Annotated in this window: 21 protein-coding genes; 20 read left to right on the forward strand and 1 reads right to left on the reverse strand. The window is 68.9% G+C overall.

Annotated elements, in window-relative coordinates; genetic code table 11:
- Positions 1-134 precede the first annotated feature (134 nt).
- Both AQZ52_RS15275 and AQZ52_RS15280 read left to right on the forward strand, forming a co-directional pair.
- Positions 135-752, forward strand: coding sequence for a DNA-3-methyladenine glycosylase family protein (locus AQZ52_RS15275; RefSeq protein ID WP_067912885.1), 618 nt, complete (start codon positions 135-137; stop codon positions 750-752).
- Between the two features lie 36 nt (positions 753-788).
- A complete protein-coding gene (locus AQZ52_RS15280) occupies positions 789-1,592 on the forward strand; it encodes an SDR family oxidoreductase (protein ID WP_067912888.1) in 804 nt (267 codons plus the stop codon).
- Between the two features lie 3 nt (positions 1,593-1,595).
- Here the strand turns inward: AQZ52_RS15280 and AQZ52_RS15285 are convergent, their stop codons facing one another.
- Positions 1,596-1,889 carry a 4a-hydroxytetrahydrobiopterin dehydratase gene (locus AQZ52_RS15285; RefSeq protein ID WP_067912891.1) on the reverse strand — a complete coding sequence of 98 codons (294 nt, stop codon included), beginning with the start codon at positions 1,887-1,889 and terminating at the stop codon, positions 1,596-1,598.
- Positions 1,890-1,937: 48 nt separating this feature from the next.
- Here AQZ52_RS15285 and ccmA point away from each other — a divergent pair, with 48 nt between their 5' ends.
- The 18 genes from ccmA to AQZ52_RS15375 all read left to right on the forward strand — a co-directional run bounded on the left by ccmA (position 1,938) and on the right by AQZ52_RS15375 (position 20,820).
- Positions 1,938-2,513 carry a heme ABC exporter ATP-binding protein CcmA gene (gene ccmA / locus AQZ52_RS15290; RefSeq protein WP_067912894.1) on the forward strand — a complete coding sequence of 192 codons (576 nt, stop codon included), beginning with the start codon at positions 1,938-1,940 and terminating at the stop codon, positions 2,511-2,513.
- Positions 2,510-3,169 carry a heme exporter protein CcmB gene (gene ccmB / locus AQZ52_RS15295; RefSeq protein ID WP_067912897.1) on the forward strand — a complete coding sequence of 220 codons (660 nt, stop codon included), beginning with the start codon at positions 2,510-2,512 and terminating at the stop codon, positions 3,167-3,169. The genes ccmA and ccmB overlap by 4 nt, the downstream gene beginning before the upstream one ends.
- A gap of 78 nt (positions 3,170-3,247) precedes the next feature.
- A complete protein-coding gene (locus AQZ52_RS15300) occupies positions 3,248-4,255 on the forward strand; it encodes a cysteine synthase A (protein ID WP_067914039.1) in 1,008 nt (335 codons plus the stop codon).
- 18 nt (positions 4,256-4,273) lie between these two features.
- Positions 4,274-4,657 (forward strand): hypothetical protein, encoded by a 384-nt coding sequence (locus AQZ52_RS15305; protein WP_067912899.1) that lies wholly within the window; start codon positions 4,274-4,276, stop codon positions 4,655-4,657.
- A 122-nt stretch (positions 4,658-4,779) separates the two neighbouring features.
- On the forward strand, positions 4,780-5,367 hold the full coding sequence (locus AQZ52_RS15310) for a motility-associated ABC transporter substrate-binding family protein (RefSeq protein ID WP_067912901.1): 588 nt from the start codon (positions 4,780-4,782) through the stop codon (positions 5,365-5,367).
- Between the two features lie 341 nt (positions 5,368-5,708).
- Positions 5,709-6,209, forward strand: coding sequence for a division/cell wall cluster transcriptional repressor MraZ (locus AQZ52_RS15315; RefSeq protein WP_067912904.1), 501 nt, complete (start codon positions 5,709-5,711; stop codon positions 6,207-6,209).
- Positions 6,206-7,186 carry a 16S rRNA (cytosine(1402)-N(4))-methyltransferase RsmH gene (rsmH, locus tag AQZ52_RS15320; RefSeq protein WP_067912907.1) on the forward strand — a complete coding sequence of 327 codons (981 nt, stop codon included), beginning with the start codon at positions 6,206-6,208 and terminating at the stop codon, positions 7,184-7,186. The genes AQZ52_RS15315 and rsmH overlap by 4 nt, the downstream gene beginning before the upstream one ends.
- Entirely contained in the window at positions 7,183-8,025 is an 843-nt protein-coding gene (locus tag AQZ52_RS15325) for a hypothetical protein (protein WP_067912909.1), read from the forward strand. The genes rsmH and AQZ52_RS15325 overlap by 4 nt, the downstream gene beginning before the upstream one ends.
- Positions 8,022-9,767, forward strand: coding sequence for a peptidoglycan D,D-transpeptidase FtsI family protein (locus AQZ52_RS15330; protein ID WP_067912912.1), 1,746 nt, complete (start codon positions 8,022-8,024; stop codon positions 9,765-9,767). Before AQZ52_RS15325 ends, AQZ52_RS15330 begins: the two co-directional genes overlap by 4 nt.
- Positions 9,764-11,245 carry a UDP-N-acetylmuramoyl-L-alanyl-D-glutamate--2,6-diaminopimelate ligase gene (locus AQZ52_RS15335; RefSeq protein WP_067912915.1) on the forward strand — a complete coding sequence of 494 codons (1,482 nt, stop codon included), beginning with the start codon at positions 9,764-9,766 and terminating at the stop codon, positions 11,243-11,245. The genes AQZ52_RS15330 and AQZ52_RS15335 overlap by 4 nt, the downstream gene beginning before the upstream one ends.
- The gene (locus AQZ52_RS15340; RefSeq protein ID WP_067912917.1) at positions 11,242-12,759 is read left to right on the forward strand and encodes a UDP-N-acetylmuramoyl-tripeptide--D-alanyl-D-alanine ligase; all 1,518 of its coding nucleotides are present in this window, start codon (positions 11,242-11,244) and stop codon (positions 12,757-12,759) included. Before AQZ52_RS15335 ends, AQZ52_RS15340 begins: the two co-directional genes overlap by 4 nt.
- A complete protein-coding gene (gene mraY, locus AQZ52_RS15345; RefSeq protein WP_067912920.1) occupies positions 12,760-13,824 on the forward strand; it encodes a phospho-N-acetylmuramoyl-pentapeptide-transferase in 1,065 nt (354 codons plus the stop codon).
- 8 nt (positions 13,825-13,832) lie between these two features.
- Positions 13,833-15,143, forward strand: coding sequence for a UDP-N-acetylmuramoyl-L-alanine--D-glutamate ligase (gene murD, locus AQZ52_RS15350; protein ID WP_067912923.1), 1,311 nt, complete (start codon positions 13,833-13,835; stop codon positions 15,141-15,143).
- On the forward strand, positions 15,140-16,372 hold the full coding sequence (locus tag AQZ52_RS15355; protein ID WP_067912926.1) for an FtsW/RodA/SpoVE family cell cycle protein: 1,233 nt from the start codon (positions 15,140-15,142) through the stop codon (positions 16,370-16,372). The genes murD and AQZ52_RS15355 overlap by 4 nt, the downstream gene beginning before the upstream one ends.
- Complete coding sequence (gene murG / locus AQZ52_RS15360) at positions 16,369-17,562, forward strand: undecaprenyldiphospho-muramoylpentapeptide beta-N-acetylglucosaminyltransferase (RefSeq protein WP_067912929.1); 1,194 nt, start codon at positions 16,369-16,371, stop codon at positions 17,560-17,562. Before AQZ52_RS15355 ends, murG begins: the two co-directional genes overlap by 4 nt.
- Entirely contained in the window at positions 17,559-18,986 is a 1,428-nt protein-coding gene (gene murC, locus AQZ52_RS15365) for a UDP-N-acetylmuramate--L-alanine ligase (RefSeq protein ID WP_067912933.1), read from the forward strand. Before murG ends, murC begins: the two co-directional genes overlap by 4 nt.
- Positions 18,983-19,879 carry a UDP-N-acetylmuramate dehydrogenase gene (gene murB / locus AQZ52_RS15370; protein WP_067914042.1) on the forward strand — a complete coding sequence of 299 codons (897 nt, stop codon included), beginning with the start codon at positions 18,983-18,985 and terminating at the stop codon, positions 19,877-19,879. The genes murC and murB overlap by 4 nt, the downstream gene beginning before the upstream one ends.
- Entirely contained in the window at positions 19,876-20,820 is a 945-nt protein-coding gene (locus tag AQZ52_RS15375; RefSeq protein ID WP_067912937.1) for a D-alanine--D-alanine ligase, read from the forward strand. Before murB ends, AQZ52_RS15375 begins: the two co-directional genes overlap by 4 nt.
- Position 20,821 lies beyond the last annotated feature (1 nt).

Raw genomic sequence — 20,821 nt, forward strand, 5'->3', positions numbered from 1 at the left:
TATCTCCTGTTGCGAGCACGCCTGCACGATCCTGCGCGCACTCTGGCTCCATTTGACCGGGGCTGCTATCGCGCGGGGTGCGCTTTGGCAAGGTGCTGCGCTGCATCATGGCCTCAAAAGGAAAGCTGATACCGATGGGCCTCACCGCCAGCCAGATCGCCGAAGGCCTCGCCCATGTCGGCGCGCGTAATCCCCTCATCGCCGAAGCGGTCGCACGCGTCGGCCATCCCGAGCCGCGCATCCGCCCGCGCGGCTATGCGACCCTCCTGCGCACCATCGTCGGCCAGCAGGTCAGCGTCGCCGCGGCGGCCTCGGTCTGGGCCAAGCTCGAGGCGCTGCTGGGCGATGATCTGCCGCCGCATGATCTGCTCGCCGCCGATTTCGATGCGCTGCGCGCTTGCGGCCTCTCGCGCCAGAAGCAGGGCTATGTGCGGTCCCTGTGCGAACTGGTGGTGACGGGCGAGCTCGATCTCCACGCGCTGCCCGCCGATGACGAGGAGGCCATCGCGGAGCTGACCCGCATCAAGGGCATCGGCCGCTGGTCGGCCGAGATCTACCTGCTGTTTGCCGAGGGGCGGCCCGATATCTGGCCGGCGGGCGATCTTGCCGTCCAGGCGGGCATGGCGAAGCTGCTGGGGCTGGCGGAGCGGCCCAGCGAGAAGGAGGCCCGCGCCATGGCCGAGGACTGGCGCCCGCACCGGGGCGCTGCGGCGATCTTCACGTGGCATTGCTATAACAATCCGGCGCTGTAGTCTGGGGGCCAACAATAACGACCAAGGGTGTTGGGTGTGGGCCACAAGACGATTTTCATCACCGGCGGCGCTTCGGGTATCGGGCGCGCGGTGGCCGAGCGGTTTGGACGGGCGGGCTGGTTTGTCGGCATTGCCGATATCAACGAGGACGGCATGGCGGGCACCGCCGCGCTGATCCCGGCGGGGTTCTCCTCGCAGCACAAGCTCGACGTGCGCGACCGCGCTGCGTGGGACACTGCGCTGGCCGCGTGCGCGGCAGCCTCGGGCGGGAAGATCGACGTGGTGTTCAACAACGCCGGCATTCCCATTGGCGGGCGCATCGTCGATGTCAGCACCGAGGAAGTGGAGCGCACGCTCGATATCAACCTCAAGGGCGTGATCTGGGGCGCGCAGGCGGCCTATCCCTGGCTCAAGGCCTCGGCGCCGGGTTCGTGCCTGCTCAACACCGCGAGCGCGGCGGGGATCTATGGCGTGCCCGGCGGCTCGATCTATTCCGCCACCAAGTTCGGCGTGCGCTCGATCACCGAATCGCTCGATGCCGAATGGAAGGACGAGGGCATTCTGGTGCGCGACCTGATGCCCGGCTTCATCGAGACGCCGCTGCTCGACCATGCGCCCAACCGCCAATCGAACGAGGACATTCGCGGGCGGGTGACCGCTGCCAAGCTCGAGATCTCGCCGGTGAGCGCCGTGGCAGACGCGGCCTGGGCCGCCGTCCATGGCCAGAAGCTGCACACGCTGGTGGGCAAGACCGCCAAGAGCCTCGCCTTTGCCGCGCGCTGGATGCCCGGCGGCCTGCGCAAGCAGGTCAGCGGACTGGGGCGGCCGCTGGGGGGGTAGGGGCTAGCTCCCAAACCCGTCAATCGCCCCCGCCAGCGCGACGTCGCGCGTGCTCAGTCCGCCTGCGTCGTGCGTGGTCAGCGTGATTTCCACGCGGTTGTAGACGTTGAACCATTCCGGGTGGTGATCGGCCTTTTCGGCGAGGATCGCGACGCGCGTCATGAAGCCGAAAGCCTCGGCGAAATCGGCGAAGCGGAAGGTGCGGGTGAGGGCGAGGCCATCCGCGCGCAGGGACCAGAGGGGGAGGGCGGCGAGGGCTTCGGCGCGTTCGGTTTCGGTCAGTCGGGCAATCGCCACAATCGGTCTCCTTGGCAGGCCCACGTCTTTCCCCTATCGCGTGGGGCGATGCAACCGTGCTGTCTTGCTGCCTATGATCTTGCCTGCCGGCGCGGCGACCGGCTGCTGTTCAAGGGCGTGGGCTTCGAACTTGCCGGCGGAGAAGCGCTGCATCTGGCCGGGCCCAACGGCATCGGCAAGTCGAGCCTCATGCGGATTCTGGCGGGGCTGCTGCGGCCCTACGCCGGCCATGTCGAGCATGACGGCACCCTCGCGCTGGCCGACGAACGGCCCGCGCTCGATCCCCACCGCCCGCTGGGCGAGGCGCTGGCGTTCTGGCGCGCAATCGACCGCGCGGGAGAAGCGCGCGCCGATTTCGGCCTCGAAGACCTGCTCGATGTGCCAGTGCGCTTTCTGTCCACCGGCCAGCGCAAGCGCGCCGCGCTGGCCCGGCTGGCGGCGAGCGGGGCGCGGATCTGGCTGCTCGACGAGCCGCTGAACGGGCTCGATGCACATTGGGGCGCCAGCACGCAGGCCGCGATCGAGGCGCACCGGGCGCTGGGCGGCATTGCCGTGATCGCCTCGCACCAGCCGCTGCAATTGCAGAAGCTGCGCACCCTTTCGCTGCTCGAGCACCTGCCGTGAGGGCCCTCTGGACGATCTTCCGCCGCGATCTGACGCTGCTGCTGTTCGGCGCGCCGGGCCGGGGCGGGGCCTTGCTGCCGCTGCTGTTCTTCCTGGCGGTGGCGATGCTCTATCCCTTCGCGGTGGGGCCCGATGCCAAGCTGCTGGCGCGGACCGGCGCGGGCGTGATCTGGGTGGCGGCGCTGCTCGCCGCGATCCTCCCGCTAGACCGGCTGGTGGAGCCCGATCTCGAGGCCGGGTTCTTCGACCAGTGGGCCTTGCGCGGAATTGCCGAGGAAGGCGTGCTCAGCTTGCGCATCCTCGCGCACTGGCTGAGCTTCGGCGTGCCGCTGATGCTGGCGGCGCCGCTTTCGGCGGGGCTTCTCAATCTGGACGGAGCGCAGCTGTGGACGGTGGAGGTCGGCCTCCTGCTCGGCACGCCCGGCCTTGCGGCCATCGGCGTGACCATCGCCGCGCTGACCGCCGGTCTGCGCGCGGGCGCGGCGCTGGGCGGCCTGCTGGCCATACCGCTTGCGGTGCCGCTGCTGATCTTCGGCGCGGGCTCGCTCCAGCCGGGCGGGGAAAGCGGCTTGCTGCTGCTCGCCGCCTCCAGCCTTGCCGCGCTCGCGATCGCTCCCTTTGCGGCCGGCGGCGCGATCCGGGCCGGGCGGGAGTAGCAGGCTCACACCTGCCCTTGCCGGACTCCAAGCGCAATTGCATTGCGGCGCGCGCGGCGGGGCATTACTTCGGCGATCATGACTGAGACCGTCCCACCGCCCGCCCTGCTCTCCGATACCCTTTCGCTGATCGGCAACACGCCGCTTGTCCTCCTCAAGGGGCCCAGCGAGGCCGCCGGCTGCGAGATCTATGGCAAGTGCGAGTTCGCCAATCCCGGCGCATCGGTAAAGGACCGCGCAGCGCTGTGGATCGTGCGCGATGCCGAGGCGAAGGGCATGCTGAGGCCGGGCGGCACCATCGTCGAGGGCACTGCGGGCAACACCGGGATCGGTCTTGCGCTTGTCGCCAATGCGCTGGGCTACAAGACCGTGATCGTGATGCCCGAGACGCAATCGCGCGAGAAGATGGACACGCTCCGGGCGCTCAGGGCCGAGCTCGTCCTCGTGCCCGCCGCGCCGTTTTCCAATCCGGGACACTTCGTCCACACCTCGCGCCGCATTGCCGAGGAGACCGAAGGCGCGATCTGGGCCAACCAGTTTGACAATATCGCCAACCGCCGCGCCCATATCGAAAGCACGGCGCCCGAGATCTGGGCCCAGATGGAGGGCCGCGTCGACGGCTTCATCTGCGCGGCGGGCACCGGCGGGACGATTGCGGGCGTCGGCTTCGGCCTCAAGGCCTTTGACGAGGCGATCACCATCGGCCTTGCCGATCCGCACGGCGCCGCGCTCTACAACTATTACGCGCACGGCGAGCTGAAGGCGGAAGGCTCCTCGGTCGCGGAAGGTATCGGGCAGGGGCGCATCACTGCCAATCTCGAAGGCGCGCCGATCGATACGCAGTTTCGCATCTCGGACGAGGAAGGCCTCGAATGGGTGCGCCGCCTGCTTGAGGAGGAAGGCCTCTGCCTCGGCCTTTCGAGCGGCATCAACGTGGCTGGCGCGGTCGCGCTCGGCAAGCAGTTGGGGCCGGGCAAGCGCGTGGCGACCATCCTGTGCGATACCGGCTTCCGCTACCTCTCCTCGCTCTACAACCCGGAGTGGCTGCGGGCGAAGGGACTGCCGGTCTTCCCCTGGCTCGCATAAGCGGGTAATATCGGGCCAATGGCACTTTTTGGCCTCATCCCGGATCGCACGCCGGAGCCGCCCGTTTCCGCTGGGGAGACCGCGGAGGCTGCGCGTCTCGCCGCGCTGCAGCCGGCTCATCCGGGCCCGCGCGAGTTGCGGGCGCAAGCGGTGCACCGGCTCCAGATCGGCATTTTCGGCCTTGCCGGGATGCTCCTTCTCGTCAGCCTCGCCAATGTGATCATGGACCGCGCCAAGCAGGTCGAGCGCACGACGACCCCGGCTGCGGCTGCTGCCAGCCCGAGCGCCAGCCCCAGCGCGGCGAACGATCCGCTGGTCGACATGGGCGTTGCACCCGAATTGCCCGTCACTGGCGGCGCCAAGCCTGCCGCGCGGCCGACGACGCGCCCCGCCGGCAACTGATCCGCGTCCTGACCCTTGCGGCGGTCCTGCTGCTGGCGGCCTGCGCCGGGCCGGCCCCGCCGCCGCCCACGCCGCTCGGCCTGTTCACCAGCCTCCCGATCCTGTGGAGCGAGGCCGATGGCGTGGCCGCCCGGCTCGCCGCGCCCGAGCCGCCGCACTGGGCCCGCGCGGTGCTGGAGGAGGGCCACCGACTCGTCCCCCTCGATACCTTGTTGGCGCCGGGTCTGGCCCCCGGGCTGGCTCCCGGCGCGCTCGGCGATCTCGTGATGGCGCAGCCGCGCCCGCTCGAACCGGCGGAAAACGTCGCGCTCGATGGCTGGGTGCGGCGCGGCGGGCACCTGCTGCTGTTTGCCGATCCGCTGCTAACCGCGCCGAGCCGCTTTGCGCTCGGCGATCCGCGCCGCCCGGCCGATACCGTGCTGCTGGACCCGATCCTCACGCATTGGGGGTTGGTGCTGCAAGGGGCGGGCGCGACGCGGGAAACTGCGGGAGCGCCGTTTCCCGTGGAATCCCCGGGCGCGCTGGCGCTGCTTCCCGGTGCCGCCGCGTGCCGCATCGAGCAGGCGGGGCTTATGGCCAAGTGCCGGATCGGCAAGGGTTTCGTGCTGATCGTGGCCGACGCGGCGCTGCTTGCGCCCGCCGCCGGAGCAGACGCTGCCGCCCGCGCGCGGGCGCTGCGCGACCTGATGCGGCAGACCTTCGCGCGCTGACCGGGCCATCGCGGGATTTGGCGGGACACGATTACGGGAAATTGCGGGAACGGCGACGGAGGGTCTGTGACGGCGCTGTTTTTTGGCGGAAATGCTGGGTTTTTGCGGAAGGTCCCGCTGGTCGCTGCTGGCCTACGTGATTGCCCCAAGCAAAGATTCATCCACTGGAATCAACATCTGACCGCAAATTCCCGCATTTTCCCCTTTTCGCCCGGGGTCTCCCGCGTTAAGACAATACCCCATCAGGACGAACTCCATGACGCATCCGCGGGGGATGAGTCGGCCACGCGGGTGTGCGTGGCCGGGTCGGGAGGCTTTCGTCCGAGGCGGGGAAGCGGCACGTGGCTGGGGCACAGTCGCAGTATTGGGGGCAGGGCTTTTCGCCGCGCGGCGAGAAGAACCGCTTTGTCCTCCCCGCAGACTTCCGTCAGACCGTCAAGGACGCCTCGCGCGGCAGCCGCATCCTCTGCCTCGACAAGCACGCCAGGCACCCCTGCCTCGTCGGCTTCGGCGAATCCCGCGCGGACAGCTTTGCCGAAATGCTCGCGCACGAGGAACGTGTTGCGATCGAGCGCGGCGAGCCCTTCGACATCGACCTACGCGCTGCGCAGATCAGCGGCTTCGCCCGCATCAGCTTCGATGAATCCGGCCGCTTCGTCCTGCCCGAATATCTCGGCGAGCAGGCGCAGGTGGGCGATGCGCTCTATTTCCACGGCGGCCTGCACCAGATCACGATCTGGGCGCCCGATGTGCTGTTTGCCATGGGTTCCGAATGGGACTCGGTCAAATCGGCCTGCCGTGCCCGGATGGCCGAAGCCTCGGCCAAGGCGGCCCGCAAGTGACCGGCGCGTCCGCCCCCTCGGCTCCCCATATCCCCGTGCTCCTCGATGAGGTTGTTGCCGCGCTGCACCCCGAGCCCGGCATGCTCATCGTGGACGCCACCTTCGGCGCAGGCGGATATACCCGCCGCCTGCTCGGTGCCGGCGCCACCGTCCACGCCTTCGATCGCGACCCCGATGCGATTCTGGCGGGACGGGCCTGGGGGGAAGTGTCTGCAAGCCCGCCGCGCCTCGTGCTTCATCCGCGCCGCTTTTCCGAACTGGCCGAGGGGCTGGCGGAAGCGGGGATCGCCTCGGTGCAGGGCATCGTGTTCGATATCGGCGTCAGCTCGATGCAGCTCGATCAGGCCGCGCGCGGCTTTGCCTTTTCAAACGACGGCCCGCTCGACATGCGCATGTCGCAGTCCGGCGAAAGCGCGGCAGACTTCCTCAACACCGCGAGCGAGGAAGCGATTGCCGACGTGCTCTACCACTATGGCGAGGAGCGCCAGTCGCGGCGCATCGCCCGCGCCGTGGTCGCTGCCCGTCCGCTCACCACCACCGGCCAGTTCGCCGATGTGGTGCGCAAGGCCCTCGGCTATCGTCCCGGCGCGCCCAAGGACCCGGCCACGCGCAGCTTCCAGGCCGTGCGCATCCATGTGAACGGCGAGCTGGACGAACTGCGCGCCGGCCTCGCCGCGGCGGAGCGCGTGCTCGCCCCGGGCGGCCGCCTCGCCGTCGTCAGCTTCCACAGTCTTGAAGACCGGATCGTCAAGCAGTTCCTGCGCGAAGGCGCTGGAGCCCTGCCGGCCGGGTCGCGGCACCTGCCCTTGCGCGACCCGGTCGGCCACCCCGTATTCGAAAAACCCTCGGCGGCGATCCGCCCCGGCGCGGAAGAGCAGGCGCGTAATCCCCGCGCGCGCTCGGCTACCCTGCGCTGGGCCGTGCGGACCAATGCCCCGGCCAGAGGGGCGGACGCTGGAAAGGGTCTGGCGGCATGATCGTCAGCGCCCACCGCTTCCGCTCGATCGGCTGGATCGCGCTGCTGCTGATCTGCGGCGCGCTGGTCATGGTCCTCGCCTTCCGCGTCAATGCGCTGCGCAGCCAGGTCCACCGCACCGAGCAGCGGATCATCGCGCTGCGCAAGGAAAAGCTCTACCTTGAGACCGAGGTGGAAACCCGCGCCAACCAGCAGCAGCTGAAGCTCTGGAACGATGTCGAATTCGGCTATGTCGCGCCGACGGCTGGCCAGTATCTTGCCAGCGAACGCCAGCTCGCCGCCTTGGCCAAGCCCGATGGCCCCGGTTCTCCGACGCCGATCCGCGTCGCCAGCGCGGATGATGCCGTGGCCGCCGAGGCCGCGTTCCCCTCGGTGATCGCCGGGCTCGCCAGCGCGGCCGATTTTGCCGCGCCTGCCCCGCGCGTGGCCGATGACAACGACAGCAAGGCTGCTGCCAAGCCGGCCGATGCGGCCGACCGGGCCAAGGCTACGGCCAACCTCGGCGCGCGGCTCGCCATGGTCACACCGCTCGGCAAGGACAGCAAGACCGGTCCCGGCAAGGGCAAGGGCGAAAAGGCGGGCAAGGACAACAAGGCTGGGGACAACAAGGCTGGGGACGGTGACGGCAAGCCCGCGCTTGCAAGGTCGGCCAAGGCGGCCACCCCTGCCAAGTCCGGCAAAGGCGATGCGGAAAAGCCGGGCAAGGGCGCCAAGCTCGCACCGGCGCGCCCTGATGCGAAGCCGGGCAAGGCTTCACCCGCAAAGTCCGGCGCAGCCCATGCCGAAAACTCCGCCAAGGCGGCAAAGCCGGCTGCCAAGGGGAGCAAGTCCGCCCCGTGAACGCGCTGACCGCCTCCGCCGCCATTGCCACCGGCCGGGTGCAGCTTGCCAACGTGCGCCAGAACGCGCTCGTCACCGCCCGCCTGCGCGCGCTGTGGGTCATGGTGCTGTTCATCTTCGTCTCGCTCACCGCCTGCGTGCGGATCGCGCAGCTCGGCCTGTTCGAGCAGACGCCCGAGCGCACCTCGCTGGCCGAAGCGCTGCTGCCCTCTCGCGGGGAGATCACCGATCGCAACGGCGTGGCGCTGGCCCGGGCCTTCGCGTCCTACTCGCTGTGGTTCAATCCCAAGGCGATGGGGGAGGGCGGCGCGCCGCTGGTCAAGACGCCCGAGGAAATCGCCCGCGCGCTCGCGGGCATTTTCCCCGATGCGGACTACGCCGATCTCGTCGCGCGGCTCAAGGCCGGCAAACCCTGCTATCTGCGCCGCCGCGTGCTGCCGGAAGATGCCAACAAGGTCTTCGCGCTGGGCGAACCCGCGCTCGAATTCCCGCGCGAGGAGCAGCGTTTCTACCCGCAGGGTTCGCTCGCCGCGCATGTGCTCGGCTTTGTCGACGAGGCGGGCAAGGGCCATGTCGGCATGGAGCAGGTGCTCGAAAGCCGCCTGCTTGATCCGGCGCACCGCGGCACCCCCACCGCGCTTTCCCTCGATGCGCGGGCGCAGGGCGCGCTGGAAGACGAGCTGGGCCGCGGCATGCTGGAAACGAGCGCCAAGGGCGCGGCCGGCGTGATCCTCGATGCCGATAGCGGCGAAGTCATCGCGCTGGCCTCGCTGCCCTCGTTCAACCCGAACCGGTCGGACCTTGCCTACAACGATCTCGTGTTCAACCGCGTGTCGAACCAGGTTTACGAGCTTGGCTCCACCTTCAAGCCGATCACGGTTGCTTCCGCGATCGACGCCGGGGTGATCACCGATCTTTCGGTGCGCTATCCCGCCGTGCCCTTCCCGGTGGGCAAGTTCACCATCCACGACAGCCACAATTTCGGCGCGTCGCTCAATGTGCCCGAGGCGCTGATCCATTCGTCGAACACGGTCACGGCGCATGTGGCGGATCTGCTGGGGCCGGTTGCCCTGAAGCGCACGATGGAAGCGCTGGGCATGAACGAGCGCCCGCCGATCGAGCTGCCCGCGCGCGGCTTCCCGCTCTGGCCCCATGGCGGCGGCGAAGGCGGCAAGGGCGATTGGGCGCGGCTGACGACGATGACCGTCAGCTATGGCCACGGCATCGCGGTCACCCCGCTGCACCTCGCCTCGGCCTATGCCGCGCTGGTCAACGGCGGCATCTGGCGCCCGGCCACGCTCTACAAGGTGGATCCGGCGCACCTCGCCCCCGGCCGCCGCGTGTTTCAGGCCTCGACCAGCGCGCGCCTTCGCCAGTTGCTGCGGATGATCGTCGTCGATGGCACGGGCCGCAAGGCCGATGCCCCGGGCTTCCGCGTCGGCGGCAAGACCGGCTCGGCGGAAAAGCCGGGCAGCGGGGGTTATCGCAAGACCTCCCTGATCGCGACCTTTGCGGCGGCTTTCCCGATGGACAAGCCGCGCTATGTGGTCATCGTGATGCTGGACGAGCCGCAAGCCACCGCGCAGACCGGCGGCCAGCGCACTGCCGCGTGGAATGCCGCGCCCATCGTCGGCCGGCTGGTGCCGCGCATCGGCCCGATGCTCGGTGTGGTGCCCGATGCGCATCATGACGTGGACATTTCCGACCTCAGCCCGCTGGTCGGCTCCGGAGAGGGTGAATGAACCTGGCGGCCCTTGCGGCGGCGGCGGGTATGTCGCTGCCTGAAACCCCCGATGCACTTGCCGGCGCGCAGGTCACCGGCTTTGCCATCGATCACCGCAAGGTTGCCCCCGGCACCGTGTTCGGCGCGTTCGTCGGCGCGCGCTTCAATGGCGAGGACTTCATTGCCGATGCGGTGAAGGCCGGCGCCATCGCCATCGTCGCGCGGCCCGAGGCGCACGTGGAGGGCGCGGTCCATATCGCCGATGCCGCCCCGCGCCGGGCCTTCGCGCGCCTCGCCGCGCCGTTCTTCGCGCCGGTGCCCGAAACCCTGGTGGCCGTCACCGGCACCAACGGCAAGACCTCCACCGTCGAGATGACACGCCAGCTCTGGCGCATGGCGGGCTACCACGCCGCCTCGATCGGCACGCTCGGCGTCACCACCGCGGACGAAAGCGTCTCCACCGGGCTCACCACGCCCGATATCGTCACGTTCCTCGCCAACCTTGCAGGCCTCGCCCGCGAGGGGGTGAGCCATGTCGCCTACGAGGCCTCCAGCCACGGCCTCGACCAGTTCCGCAACGAAGGCCCTCGGGTCGCAGCCGGCGCCTTCACCAACCTCAGCCGTGATCACCTCGATTACCATGGCACGATGGATGCCTACTTCGAGGCCAAGATGCGGCTGTTTGGCGATGTCGTGGCGGAAGACGGCACAGCGGTGGTCTGGGCGGACGATGCGTGGTCCGCCAAGGCCATCGACGCGGCCCGTTCGCGGGGGCTCAAGCTCATCACCGTGGGCGAACAGGGCGAAACCCTGCGCCTTGTCTCGCGCACGCCGACCCTTCTCGGGCAGACGCTGGAACTCGCGTTCGAGGGCACCACCCGCAAGCTCGACCTGCCGCTGATCGGCGCCTACCAGGCCGCCAATGCGCTTGTCGCGGCGGGTCTCGTGATCGCCACCGGCGGCGATCCGGCAGGGACGCTGGCAGCTCTTTCGCGCATCCAGCCCGTGCGCGGGCGGCTCGAACGCGCGGCCATCACCCGCAGCGGTGCGCCGGTCTATGTCGATTACGCGCATACCCCCGATGCCATCAACGCCGCCATCGCCGCGCTGCGCCCGCATGTGGGCCAGGGGACGGGAGTGCAGGGCAAGCTGATCACCGTGTTCGGTGCGGGCGGAGACCGCGACGAGGGCAAGCGCCCCGAAATGGGCCGCGCCGCCTGTGCCGGGTCCGACCTCGTGATCGTCACCGACGACAACCCGCGCGGCGAGGATCCCGCGCTCATCCGCGCCGCCGTGCTGGGCGGCTGCGACGCGCGCGCCCGCGAAGTGCCCGGCCGCCGCGAGGCCATTGCCGCTGCCATCGCCGCAGCCGGCGCGGGCGATATCGTGCTGGTCGCGGGCAAGGGGCACGAGCAGGGCCAGATCATCGGGCGCGGCGAGGCGACGCGCGTCCTTCCCTTCGACGACGTGCAAGTGGCGCGGGAGTGCAGCCAATGAATGCGATGAGAGCCCTGCTGCCATGGCCGGTCGAAGCCGATGACGACATCGGCCTCGCGCTGTGGAGCGCGGACGAGATCGCGGCGGCGACCGGCGGCACGGCCTCGGGCACATTCGAGGTTTCGGGCTGCGCGACGGACAGCCGCGAAGTGCAGCCGGGCGATCTGTTCATCGCGCTGATCGGCGCCGAAAGCGATGGTCACCGCTTTCTGGAAGGCGCCTTCGCGCGCGGCGCTGCGGCGGCGCTGGTCGATCGCCCGGTCCCGTGGCCGCATGTCCTGGTCGAAAGCACCACGCAGGCGCTGGTCGATCTGGGCCATGCCGCCCGCGCCCGGGCAGACCGGGCCGGTGCGGTGATCATCGGGGTCACCGGCTCGGCAGGCAAGACCGGCGTCAAGGAAGCGCTGTTCGCCGCGCTCGACCGGGGCAGCCGGGGCCGCGCGCATCGTTCGGTCAAGAGCTACAACAACCATGTCGGGGTGCCGCTCAGTCTCGCGCGCACGCCCCCGCGCACCCGGTTCGGTGTCTACGAGATGGGCATGAACCACGCGGGCGAACTGGCCGCGCTGACCCGGCTGGTGCGGCCGCACATTGCCATCGTGACGACCATCGCGCCGGCCCACATCGGCCACTTTGCGGGCGAGGAGGCCATTGCCCAGGCCAAGGCTGAAATCTTCGAGGGGCTGGAGCCGGGCGGCACCGCGATCATCCCGGCGGACAACCCCCACTTTGCGCTGCTGCGCGAAGCGGCCGCGCGCCACGCCGGGCATGTGATCAGCTTTGGCCGCAGCGCCAGCGCCGATGCGCGGCTGCTCGACGCCGTCCCCGCGCCCGGCGGCGGCACGCTGGTTACCGCGGCGTTCTCGGGCCAGCTCGGCGCGCGCAAGCTGTGCTACACGATTGCCCAGCCCGGGGCGCACTGGGTCGACAATTCGCTGGCGGTGATGGCCGCGGTCGCCGCTGCCGGGGGCGATCTTGGCTCCGCGGGCCTCGCGCTCGCGGAAATGGAAGGGCTGGCCGGCCGCGGCGCGCGTCATGTGGTCGAGGCACCCGCCGGCGACGGTTCGGGCAAGGCGCTCATCATCGATGAAAGCTACAACGCCAACCCCGCCTCGATGCGCGCGACCATCGCCGCGCTGGGCGAAGTGCCGGCGCGCCGCCGCATTGCCGTGCTGGGCGCGATGAAGGAACTGGGCGAGGCCTCGGACGGCTACCACGCCGGCCTGGCCGAGCCGCTGCTCGCCGCAGGGGTCGAGCGGATCATCCTCGTCGGCCCCGAAATGGCCGTGCTGGCGAAGGCATTGGGGAAAAGCGCCGGGCCCGCGCTTGCCGCGCAAATCGAACTCGACCATGCCGAAACCGCTGCAGAAGCGGCGGAATGCCTTGCTGCGGATGCTCCGCAGGGCGGCGATGCCATTCTGATCAAGGGGTCGAATTCGGTCGGGCTCGGCACTCTCGTGCGTGCGCTGACCGCTGGGGCCAAAGGCGGAGCCGGGAAGGCCGGGGAAAACTGAATGCTCTACGTTCTGGCGCACTGGCTGCACTTTGAAGGCATCGCCAATCTCATCCGTTACCAGTCGTTCCGCTCGGGTGCCGCGCTGCTTACCGCGCTGACCATCGGCCTGATCATCGGCCCCCGCTTCATCAACATGCTGCGCGTGCGCCAGGGAAAGGGCCAGCCGATCCGCGCCGACGGGCCGCAATCGCACCTTGCCAAGCGCGGCACGCCGACGATGGGCGGGCTGATGATCGTGATCAGCCTCGCGATCTCGCTGATGCTGTGGATGGACCTGACCAGCAATTTCGTATGGGCCTGCCTGCTCGTCACGCTGGGCTTCGGCCTGATCGGCTTTCTTGACGATTACGCCAAGGTCACCAAGTACGCCCATGCCGGCCTTTCCGCACGGATCCGGCTGCTGGCCGAGTTTGCCGTGGCGGGCCTTGCCCTGTCGCTGGTGGTCACGGACACCAACCTCTACCTGCCGGTGTTCAGCAATCTCTATGTGCCCATGGGCCCTGCCTACTACCTCTTCGCCGCCTTCGTCATCGTCGGCGCGGGCAATGCGGTGAACCTTACCGACGGGCTCGACGGCCTTGCCACCATGCCGGTGATCATCGCGGCGGGGACCTTCGCGATCATCGCCTACCTCGCAGGGCGCGTGGACTATGCGCATTATCTCGGCATCCAGCACGTGCCGCGCGCGGGCGAGCTTTCGATCTTCTGCGGGGCGGTGATGGGGGCGGGCCTGGCGTTCCTCTGGTTCAACGCGCCGCCGGCCGCCGTGTTCATGGGCGATACCGGCAGCCTTGCGCTCGGGGGAACGCTCGGCGTGATCGCCGTCTCGATCCACCACGAGATCGTGCTCGGCATCGTCGGCGGGCTCTTCGTGATGGAGGCGGTCTCGGTCATCGTGCAGGTCTTCGTCTACAAGCGCACGGGCAAGCGCGTATTCCGCATGGCGCCGATCCACCACCATTTCGAGCAACTGGGCTGGAAGGAATCGACTGTCGTCATCCGCTTCTGGATCGTCTCGATCGTGCTCGCGCTGATCGGGCTCGCCACGCTCAAGGTGCGATAAGCGCGCGGATGATCACGTCCCCTGCCTTTGCCGGCAAACGCTATGCCGTCCTAGGGCTCGCCCGGTCGGGGCTGGCCAGCGTCGATACGCTGCTGGCGAGCGGGGCCGACGTGACGGCATGGGACGGACGCGAGGATGCCCGCGCGGCGGTGGAAGGCCGGGCCACCATCGCCGACCCGCTGACCATCGATCTCACCGGCTTCGACGGCGTCGTCGTTTCCCCCGGCGTGCCGCTGAACCGCCATCCGATCGCTGCCCACGCTGGCAGCTTCGATGTGCCGATCATCGGTGATATCGAGCTTTTCGCGCAGGCCCGCGCCAGCCTGCCGCCACACAAGGTCGTCGCCATCACCGGCACCAACGGCAAATCGACCACCACCAGCCTCGTCCACCACATCGTCCGGGCCGCCGGCCTGCCGACCGAGATGGGCGGCAATATCGGCCTGCCCATCCTCGGCCAGCCGCCGCTGCCCGAAGGCGGGGTCTATGTGCTCGAACTGTCGAGCTACCAGATCGACCTCACCTACAGCCTTCACGCCGATCTCGCCGCCTTCATCAATCTCAGCCCCGATCACCTTGATCGCTACGATGGCTATGAAGGCTACGCCGCCTCCAAGGCCCGCCTGTTCCAGATGCAGCAGGCGGGGCAATTCGCCGTGTTCGGCTGCGGCGACGAGGACACCCGGCGCATCGCGGCGGAGATCGCCATGCAGCGCCCTGCCGGCGATGTCGCGGTGGTCGATCCTGCCGCGCTGACGGGGCAGGCGGACTGGCCTTCGCTGCAGGGCCCCCACAATCTCCAGAACGCTGCCATCGCGGTCGCCATCGCCCAGCGCCTCGGCATTGCCGAGCCCGTGTGGCGCGCGGCGCTCGCCAGCTTCGTCGGCCTGCCGCACCGCATGGAGCGCGTTGGCGAGGCGAACGGCGTGCTCTTCATCAACGACAGCAAGGCGACCAACCCCGCTTCCACCGCGCCCGCACTGGGCGCCTGGCCGCGCGTCCACTGGATCCTCGGCGGCCTGCCCAAGAGCGACGACCTCGACGCCTGCGCCCCTTATTTCAGCCATGTCGTGCAGGCCTACACCATCGGCGAGGCTGGCCCGCGCTTTGCGGATATTCTCGAACCGCTGATGCCCGTCCAGCGTAGCGAAATGCTCTGCGATGCGGTGCGTCAGGCGATGGATGCGGCTGAGCCGGGCGATGTCGTGATGCTCTCGCCTGCCTGCGCCAGCTTTGATCAGTTCCGCGATTTCGAGGCGCGCGGCGATGCCTTCCGTCAGATCGTCACCGCGCTGATCGAGGAAAGGAAAAGCGCATGAGCGTGGTCCAGCCCACCCGCCAGGTCGCCACCCCGCTTCCCGGCGGCGGCGTGCGCATCGCGCCGCGCACCAATCGCTATCGCCGCACCCGCCGCAGCGAACTCCTCATCTGGTGGCGCGAGATCGACCGCGTGCTGCTCGCGCTCGTGCTCATGCTTATCACAGTCGGCACGGTGGCGGTCGCCGCCGCGTCGCCGGCCAGCGCGCACCGCCTTTCGACGCCGGACAAGGCGCTCGGCGATCTTTACTTTTTCTGGATCCACTTGCGCTGGCTCACGGTCGGGCTGCTGGCCATGTTCGTGGCCTCGCTCCTGCCAAAGGAGACGACGCGCCGGCTTGCGATCATCCTGGCCGCGGCCATGCTGGTCGCGCTCGTCCTCGTCCCGGTGCTCGGCAACGAAGTGAAAGGCGCCAAGCGCTGGCTGTGGATCGGCTTCAGCCTGCAGCCGTCCGAGTTTCTCAAGCCCGGCTTCGCGATCGCCGTGGCGTGGATCCTCTCGTGGCGGGTGCGCGATCCCAATCTCCCGGTGATCCCGATCACGTTCGGCGTGATGGGCCTGATCGCCGTTCTGCTCATGGCGCAGCCCGATTTCGGCTCGACCGTGCTGTTCGGCGGGGTGTGGTTCGTGCTCGTACTGCTCTCGGGTCTCAGCCTTAACAGGATCGGTGTCTACGGGGCGGTCGGTGTCGTCGGCGTCGTCCTTGCCTACTTCTTCTATCCCAACGCCACCCACCGCATCGATGCGTTCCTTTCGGGCGGCAGCGAGTTCGATCAGGTGGACCTTGCCATGCGCACGCTTGTCAGCGGCGGGTGGAGCGGGACGGGGCTCTGGCTCGGCAGCCGCAAGATGGCACTGCCCGAGGCGCACACCGACTACATCTTCTCGGTGATCGGCGAAGAATTCGGCCTCATCGCCTGCGCGGTGATCGTGCTGCTCTACTGCGCCATCGTGATCCGCGTGATGCTGCGCCTGGCGGATGAGGAAGACCTGTTTACCGTGCTCGCCGCTGCCGGACTTACCGCGCAGCTGGCGGGGCAGGCCTTCATCAACATCCTCGTCAACCTCCAGCTCTTCCCCTCCAAGGGCATGACGCTGCCGCTCATCAGCTATGGCGGTTCCTCGACTATCGCGCTGCTGCTCGGCGCCGGGTTCCTCCTCGCCATCACGCGCCGCAATCCCTATCTCTCGCGCGAGACGCCAGTCCTGAGGGAGCTCGTGCGGACATGATACACCACACCCCCGGCGTGTCGCGCCACTTCGTTCTCGCCGCGGGCGGCACGGGCGGGCACCTGCTGCCCGCCTTTGCGCTGGCGGCCGAGCTTGACCGGCGCGGGCACCACGTCGCCCTCGTCACCGACGAGCGCGGCGCGAAGATCCCCGGCAAACCCTCGTTCCTCCCCGCGCACGTCCTGCCCGCCGGGCGGCTCGGCAAGAACCCCGTCGCGCTCGCCAAGGGCCTCGCCGCGATCTGGCGCGGCCGCGCGATGGCGCTGCGCCTGTTCGAAAGTTTCCAGCCGGCCTGCGTCGTGGGGTTCGGCGGCTATCCCGCGCTGCCCGCGCTGCTGGCTGCCCGCGCGGCCCGCATCCCCACGGTGATCCACGAACAGAACGCCGTCCTCGGCCGGGTCAACCGCTTCCTCGCCAAGGGCGCCACGGCCATCGCCACGGCCTACGGTGAGGTCGAGCGGCTCGATCCCAAGCTGTGGGGCAAGGTCCACCGCGTCGGCAACCCGGTCCGCGCGGAAGTCCTTGCGCTGCGCGGTGAAGCCTTCCCCGAATTCACCGAAGACAGTCTGTTCCGCGTGCTGATCACTGGCGGCAGCCAGGGGGCCTCGATCCTTTCGGAAGTGGTGCCCGATGGCCTTGCCATGCTGCCGCCCGCGCTGCGCCACCGCCTGCAGGTGACGCAGCAGTGCCGGCCCGAGGACATCGAGGCCGTGCGCGCCCGCTATGCCGGCCACCAGATCCCGGCGGAGCTCGGCACCTATTTCGAGGACATGGCGACCCGGCTCGCCGATACGCACCTGTTCATCGGCCGCTCCGGCGCCTCGACCATTGCCGAACTGACCGCTGTCGGTCGTCCGGCGATCCTCGTGCCGCTGCCCATCGCGACCGACGACCATCAGGCCGTCAACGCGCGCGAGATGGTCAAGGCCGGCGGCGCCCGTGCGATCCGCCAATCGGGCTTCACCCCCAAGGAACTCGCCAAGCAGATCCAGACGATGGCGCTCAATCCGATGACGCTCGCCAATGCCGCCCATGCCGCGTGGAACTGCGGCCTGCCCAATGCGGTCAAGGACCTTGCCGATCTGGTCGAGGGCTTCGGCGGCGTGCCGCTGATGGACGTGATCCGCGCGCAGGGCATGCAGGCCGCGCCTTCCACCCGCGAGGCACTTGCAAAGGAATCCGCCGAATGAAGGGCGTCGGTACTGAAATCGGCACGATCCACTTTGTCGGTATCGGCGGCATCGGCATGTCCGGCATTGCCGAAGTGATGCACAACATGGGCTACAGCGTGCAGGGCTCCGACATGGCGGAAAGCTATGTCGTCGATGGCCTGCGCCAGCGCGGCATCGCGGTGATGATCGGCCAGCGCGCGGAAAACGTTGCGGGCGCCGCCGTCGTCGTGACCTCCACCGCGGTGAAGCGCGACAATCCCGAAGTCGTCGCCGCATTGGAAGCGCGCGTCCCTGTGGTGCGCCGCGCGGAGATGCTGGCCGAACTGATGCGCCTCAAGAACACCGTGGCGGTGGCGGGCACGCACGGCAAGACGACCACCACCTCGATGATCGCGTGCCTGCTTGATGCCGGCGGGATCGATCCCACCGTGATCAACGGCGGCATCATCAATTCCTACGGCTCCAACGCGCGGCTGGGCGACAGCGAGTGGATGGTGGTCGAGGCCGACGAGAGCGACGGCTCGTTCCTGCGGCTCGATGGTACGCTCGCGGTCGTCACCAACATCGACCCCGAGCATCTCGATCACTACGGATCGTTCGACAAGGTGAAATCCGCCTTCGTCGAGTTCATCGAGAACGTGCCATTCTACGGCGCGGCCATGCTGTGCATCGATCATCCCGAAGTGCAGGCGATCATCCCCAAGGTGCGTGATCGCCGCGTGGTGACGTACGGTTTCTCTGCGCAGGCCGACGTGCGCGGCGAGGCCGTCACCCCCATCCCGGGCGGCAACCGCTTCACCGCCGTGCTGCGCCAGCGCGACGGCAGCTTCCGGCGCATCGAGGGTATCGAGCTCCCCATGCCCGGCCGCCATAACGTGCAGAACGCCTTGGCCGCCGTTGCCGTCGCGGTGGAGATGGGCGTTTCGAAAGAGCTGATCCGCACCGGCTTCGCCAAGTTCGGCGGGGTCAAGCGCCGCTTCACCAAGGTAGGCGAAGTGGACGGCGTAACAGTCATCGACGACTACGGCCACCACCCGGTCGAGATTCGCGCCGTCCTCGCCGCGGCGCGCGAGGGCGTGCCCACCGAAGGTCAGGGAGGCCGCGTCATCGCCGTCGTCCAGCCGCACCGCTTCACGCGCCTGCGCGATCACATGGAAGACTTCCAGGGCGCCTTCAACGATGCCGATATCGTCTATGCCGCGCCGGTCTACCCGGCGGGCGAGCAGCCGATCGAGGGCGTTGACAGCGCCGCGATGGTTGAAGGCATCAAGGCGCGGGGCCACCGCTCGGCGCACCTGATCGCGGGCGCGGACGCGTTGGCGGCGGAACTCGCCGGCGTGGTCCAGCCGGGCGACATGGTCGTCTGCCTCGGCGCGGGCGATATCACCAAGTGGGCGGCGGGCCTTGCCGGCGCGATTGCCCAGCAGCGGGGGGCGGCGTGACCACGCTGACGGCACTTCCTCCTGTTCGCGGCAAGCTGACGCCCGATGCCCCGCTCGCGCCGCTGGTCTGGTTCAAGTCCGGCGGCACGGCGCAGTGGCTGTTCGAGCCGAAGGACCTGGCCGATCTGCAGGATTTCCTCGCCGGTCTCGCGCCCGAGGTCCCCGTCATGGCGCTCGGCCTCGGCTCCAACCTGATCGTCCGCGATGGCGGCGTCCCCGGCGTCGTTGTCCGCCTCGGCAAGGCGTTCGCCAAGGTCGAGAAGGTAGACGAGACCACCCTCAACTGCGGCGGCGGGGCGAGCGGCATCCTCGTCTCCTCCACCGCACGTGATAGCGGCATCGCCGGCCTCGAATTCCTCCGCTCGATCCCCGGCACCGTCGGTGGCTTCGTGCGCATGAACGGCGGCGCCTATGGCCGCGAGGTCAAGGACGTGCTGATCGATTGCGACGTCGTGATCCGCTCGGGCGAGATCGCCACGCTGCCGCTGTCGGAACTCGGCTACACCTATCGCCATTCGGATCTCGTCGACGGGTGCGTGGTCGTCGCCGCCCGCTTTCGCGGCCATCCGGGCGAACCCGCCGCCATTCAGGCCGAGATGGACCGCATCAGCGCCGCGCGCGAGGCCAGCCAGCCGCTGCGCAGCAAGACCGGCGGTTCCACCTTCAAGAACCCGGATGGCGGGAAGGCGTGGGAACTGGTCGACAAGGCCGGTTGCCGGGGGCTGACGCTGGGCGGCGCGCAGGTCAGCGAAAAGCACACCAATTTCCTCATCAACACCGGCGAAGCCACCAGCGCCGAGATCGAAGCGCTGGGCGAGGAAGTCCGCCGCCGCGTGAAGGAGCAGTCGGGCGTGGAGCTCCAGTGGGAAATTCAGCGAGTAGGCCGGTCATGACGCTCCCCAAACTCCACATCGCCGTCCTCATGGGCGGCTGGTCGAGCGAGCGCCCCGTGTCGCTCATGTCCGGCAATGGCGTCGCCGATGCGCTGGAGGCCAAGGGCCACCGCGTCACCCGCATCGACATGGGCCGCGATGTGGCGCAGCGCCTTGCCGAAGCCGCGCCCGATGTCGTGTTCAACGCGCTCCACGGTACGCCGGGGGAGGATGGCACCGTGCAGGGCCTGATGGACCTGATGGGCTTCACCTACACGCACTCCGGCCTCGCCACCTCGGTCATTGCCATCGACAAGCAGCTGACCAAGCAGGCGCTGGTGCCCCACGGCATCCCCATGCCCGGTGGGCGCATCGTGCGCAGCGAAGAGCTGTTCGCGCGCGATCCCCTGCCGCGCCCTTATGTGCTGAAGCCGGTCAACGAAGGCTCCTCGGTCGGCGTTGCCATCGTGACCAAGGACGGCAACTATGGCGATCCGATCAGCCGCGATGCCATCGGCCCGTGGCAGGAATTCGACGAACTCCTCGCCGAACCGTTCATCCGCGGCCGCGAACTGACCACCGCAGTGCTGGTCGACAAGGCGCTCCTCGTCACCGAACTGCGCCCCAAGTCCGGCTTCTACGATTTCGACGCCAAGTATACCGATGGCATGACCGACCATATCTGCCCGGCGGAGATCCCCGACGAGATCGCCGAGGCCTGCAAGGACATCGCGCTGCGCGCCCATCAGCTCCTCGGCTGCCGTGGCACCAGCCGCAGCGATTTCCGCTGGGATGACGAGCAGGGCGTTGAAGGTCTGTTCCTGCTCGAGGTGAACACCCAGCCGGGCATGACCCCGCTCAGCCTCGTGCCTGAACAGGCGCGCGCGCTCGGCATGGACTATGGCGATCTGGTCGAGGCGATTGTCGCCGATGCGCTCGCCCATGCGCAGAAGGAGGCCTGAG

Origin of the sequence: Novosphingobium fuchskuhlense, assembly GCF_001519075.1 — a bacterium.
In the GTDB taxonomy this organism is placed as follows: Bacteria; Pseudomonadota; Alphaproteobacteria; order Sphingomonadales; family Sphingomonadaceae; genus Novosphingobium; species Novosphingobium fuchskuhlense.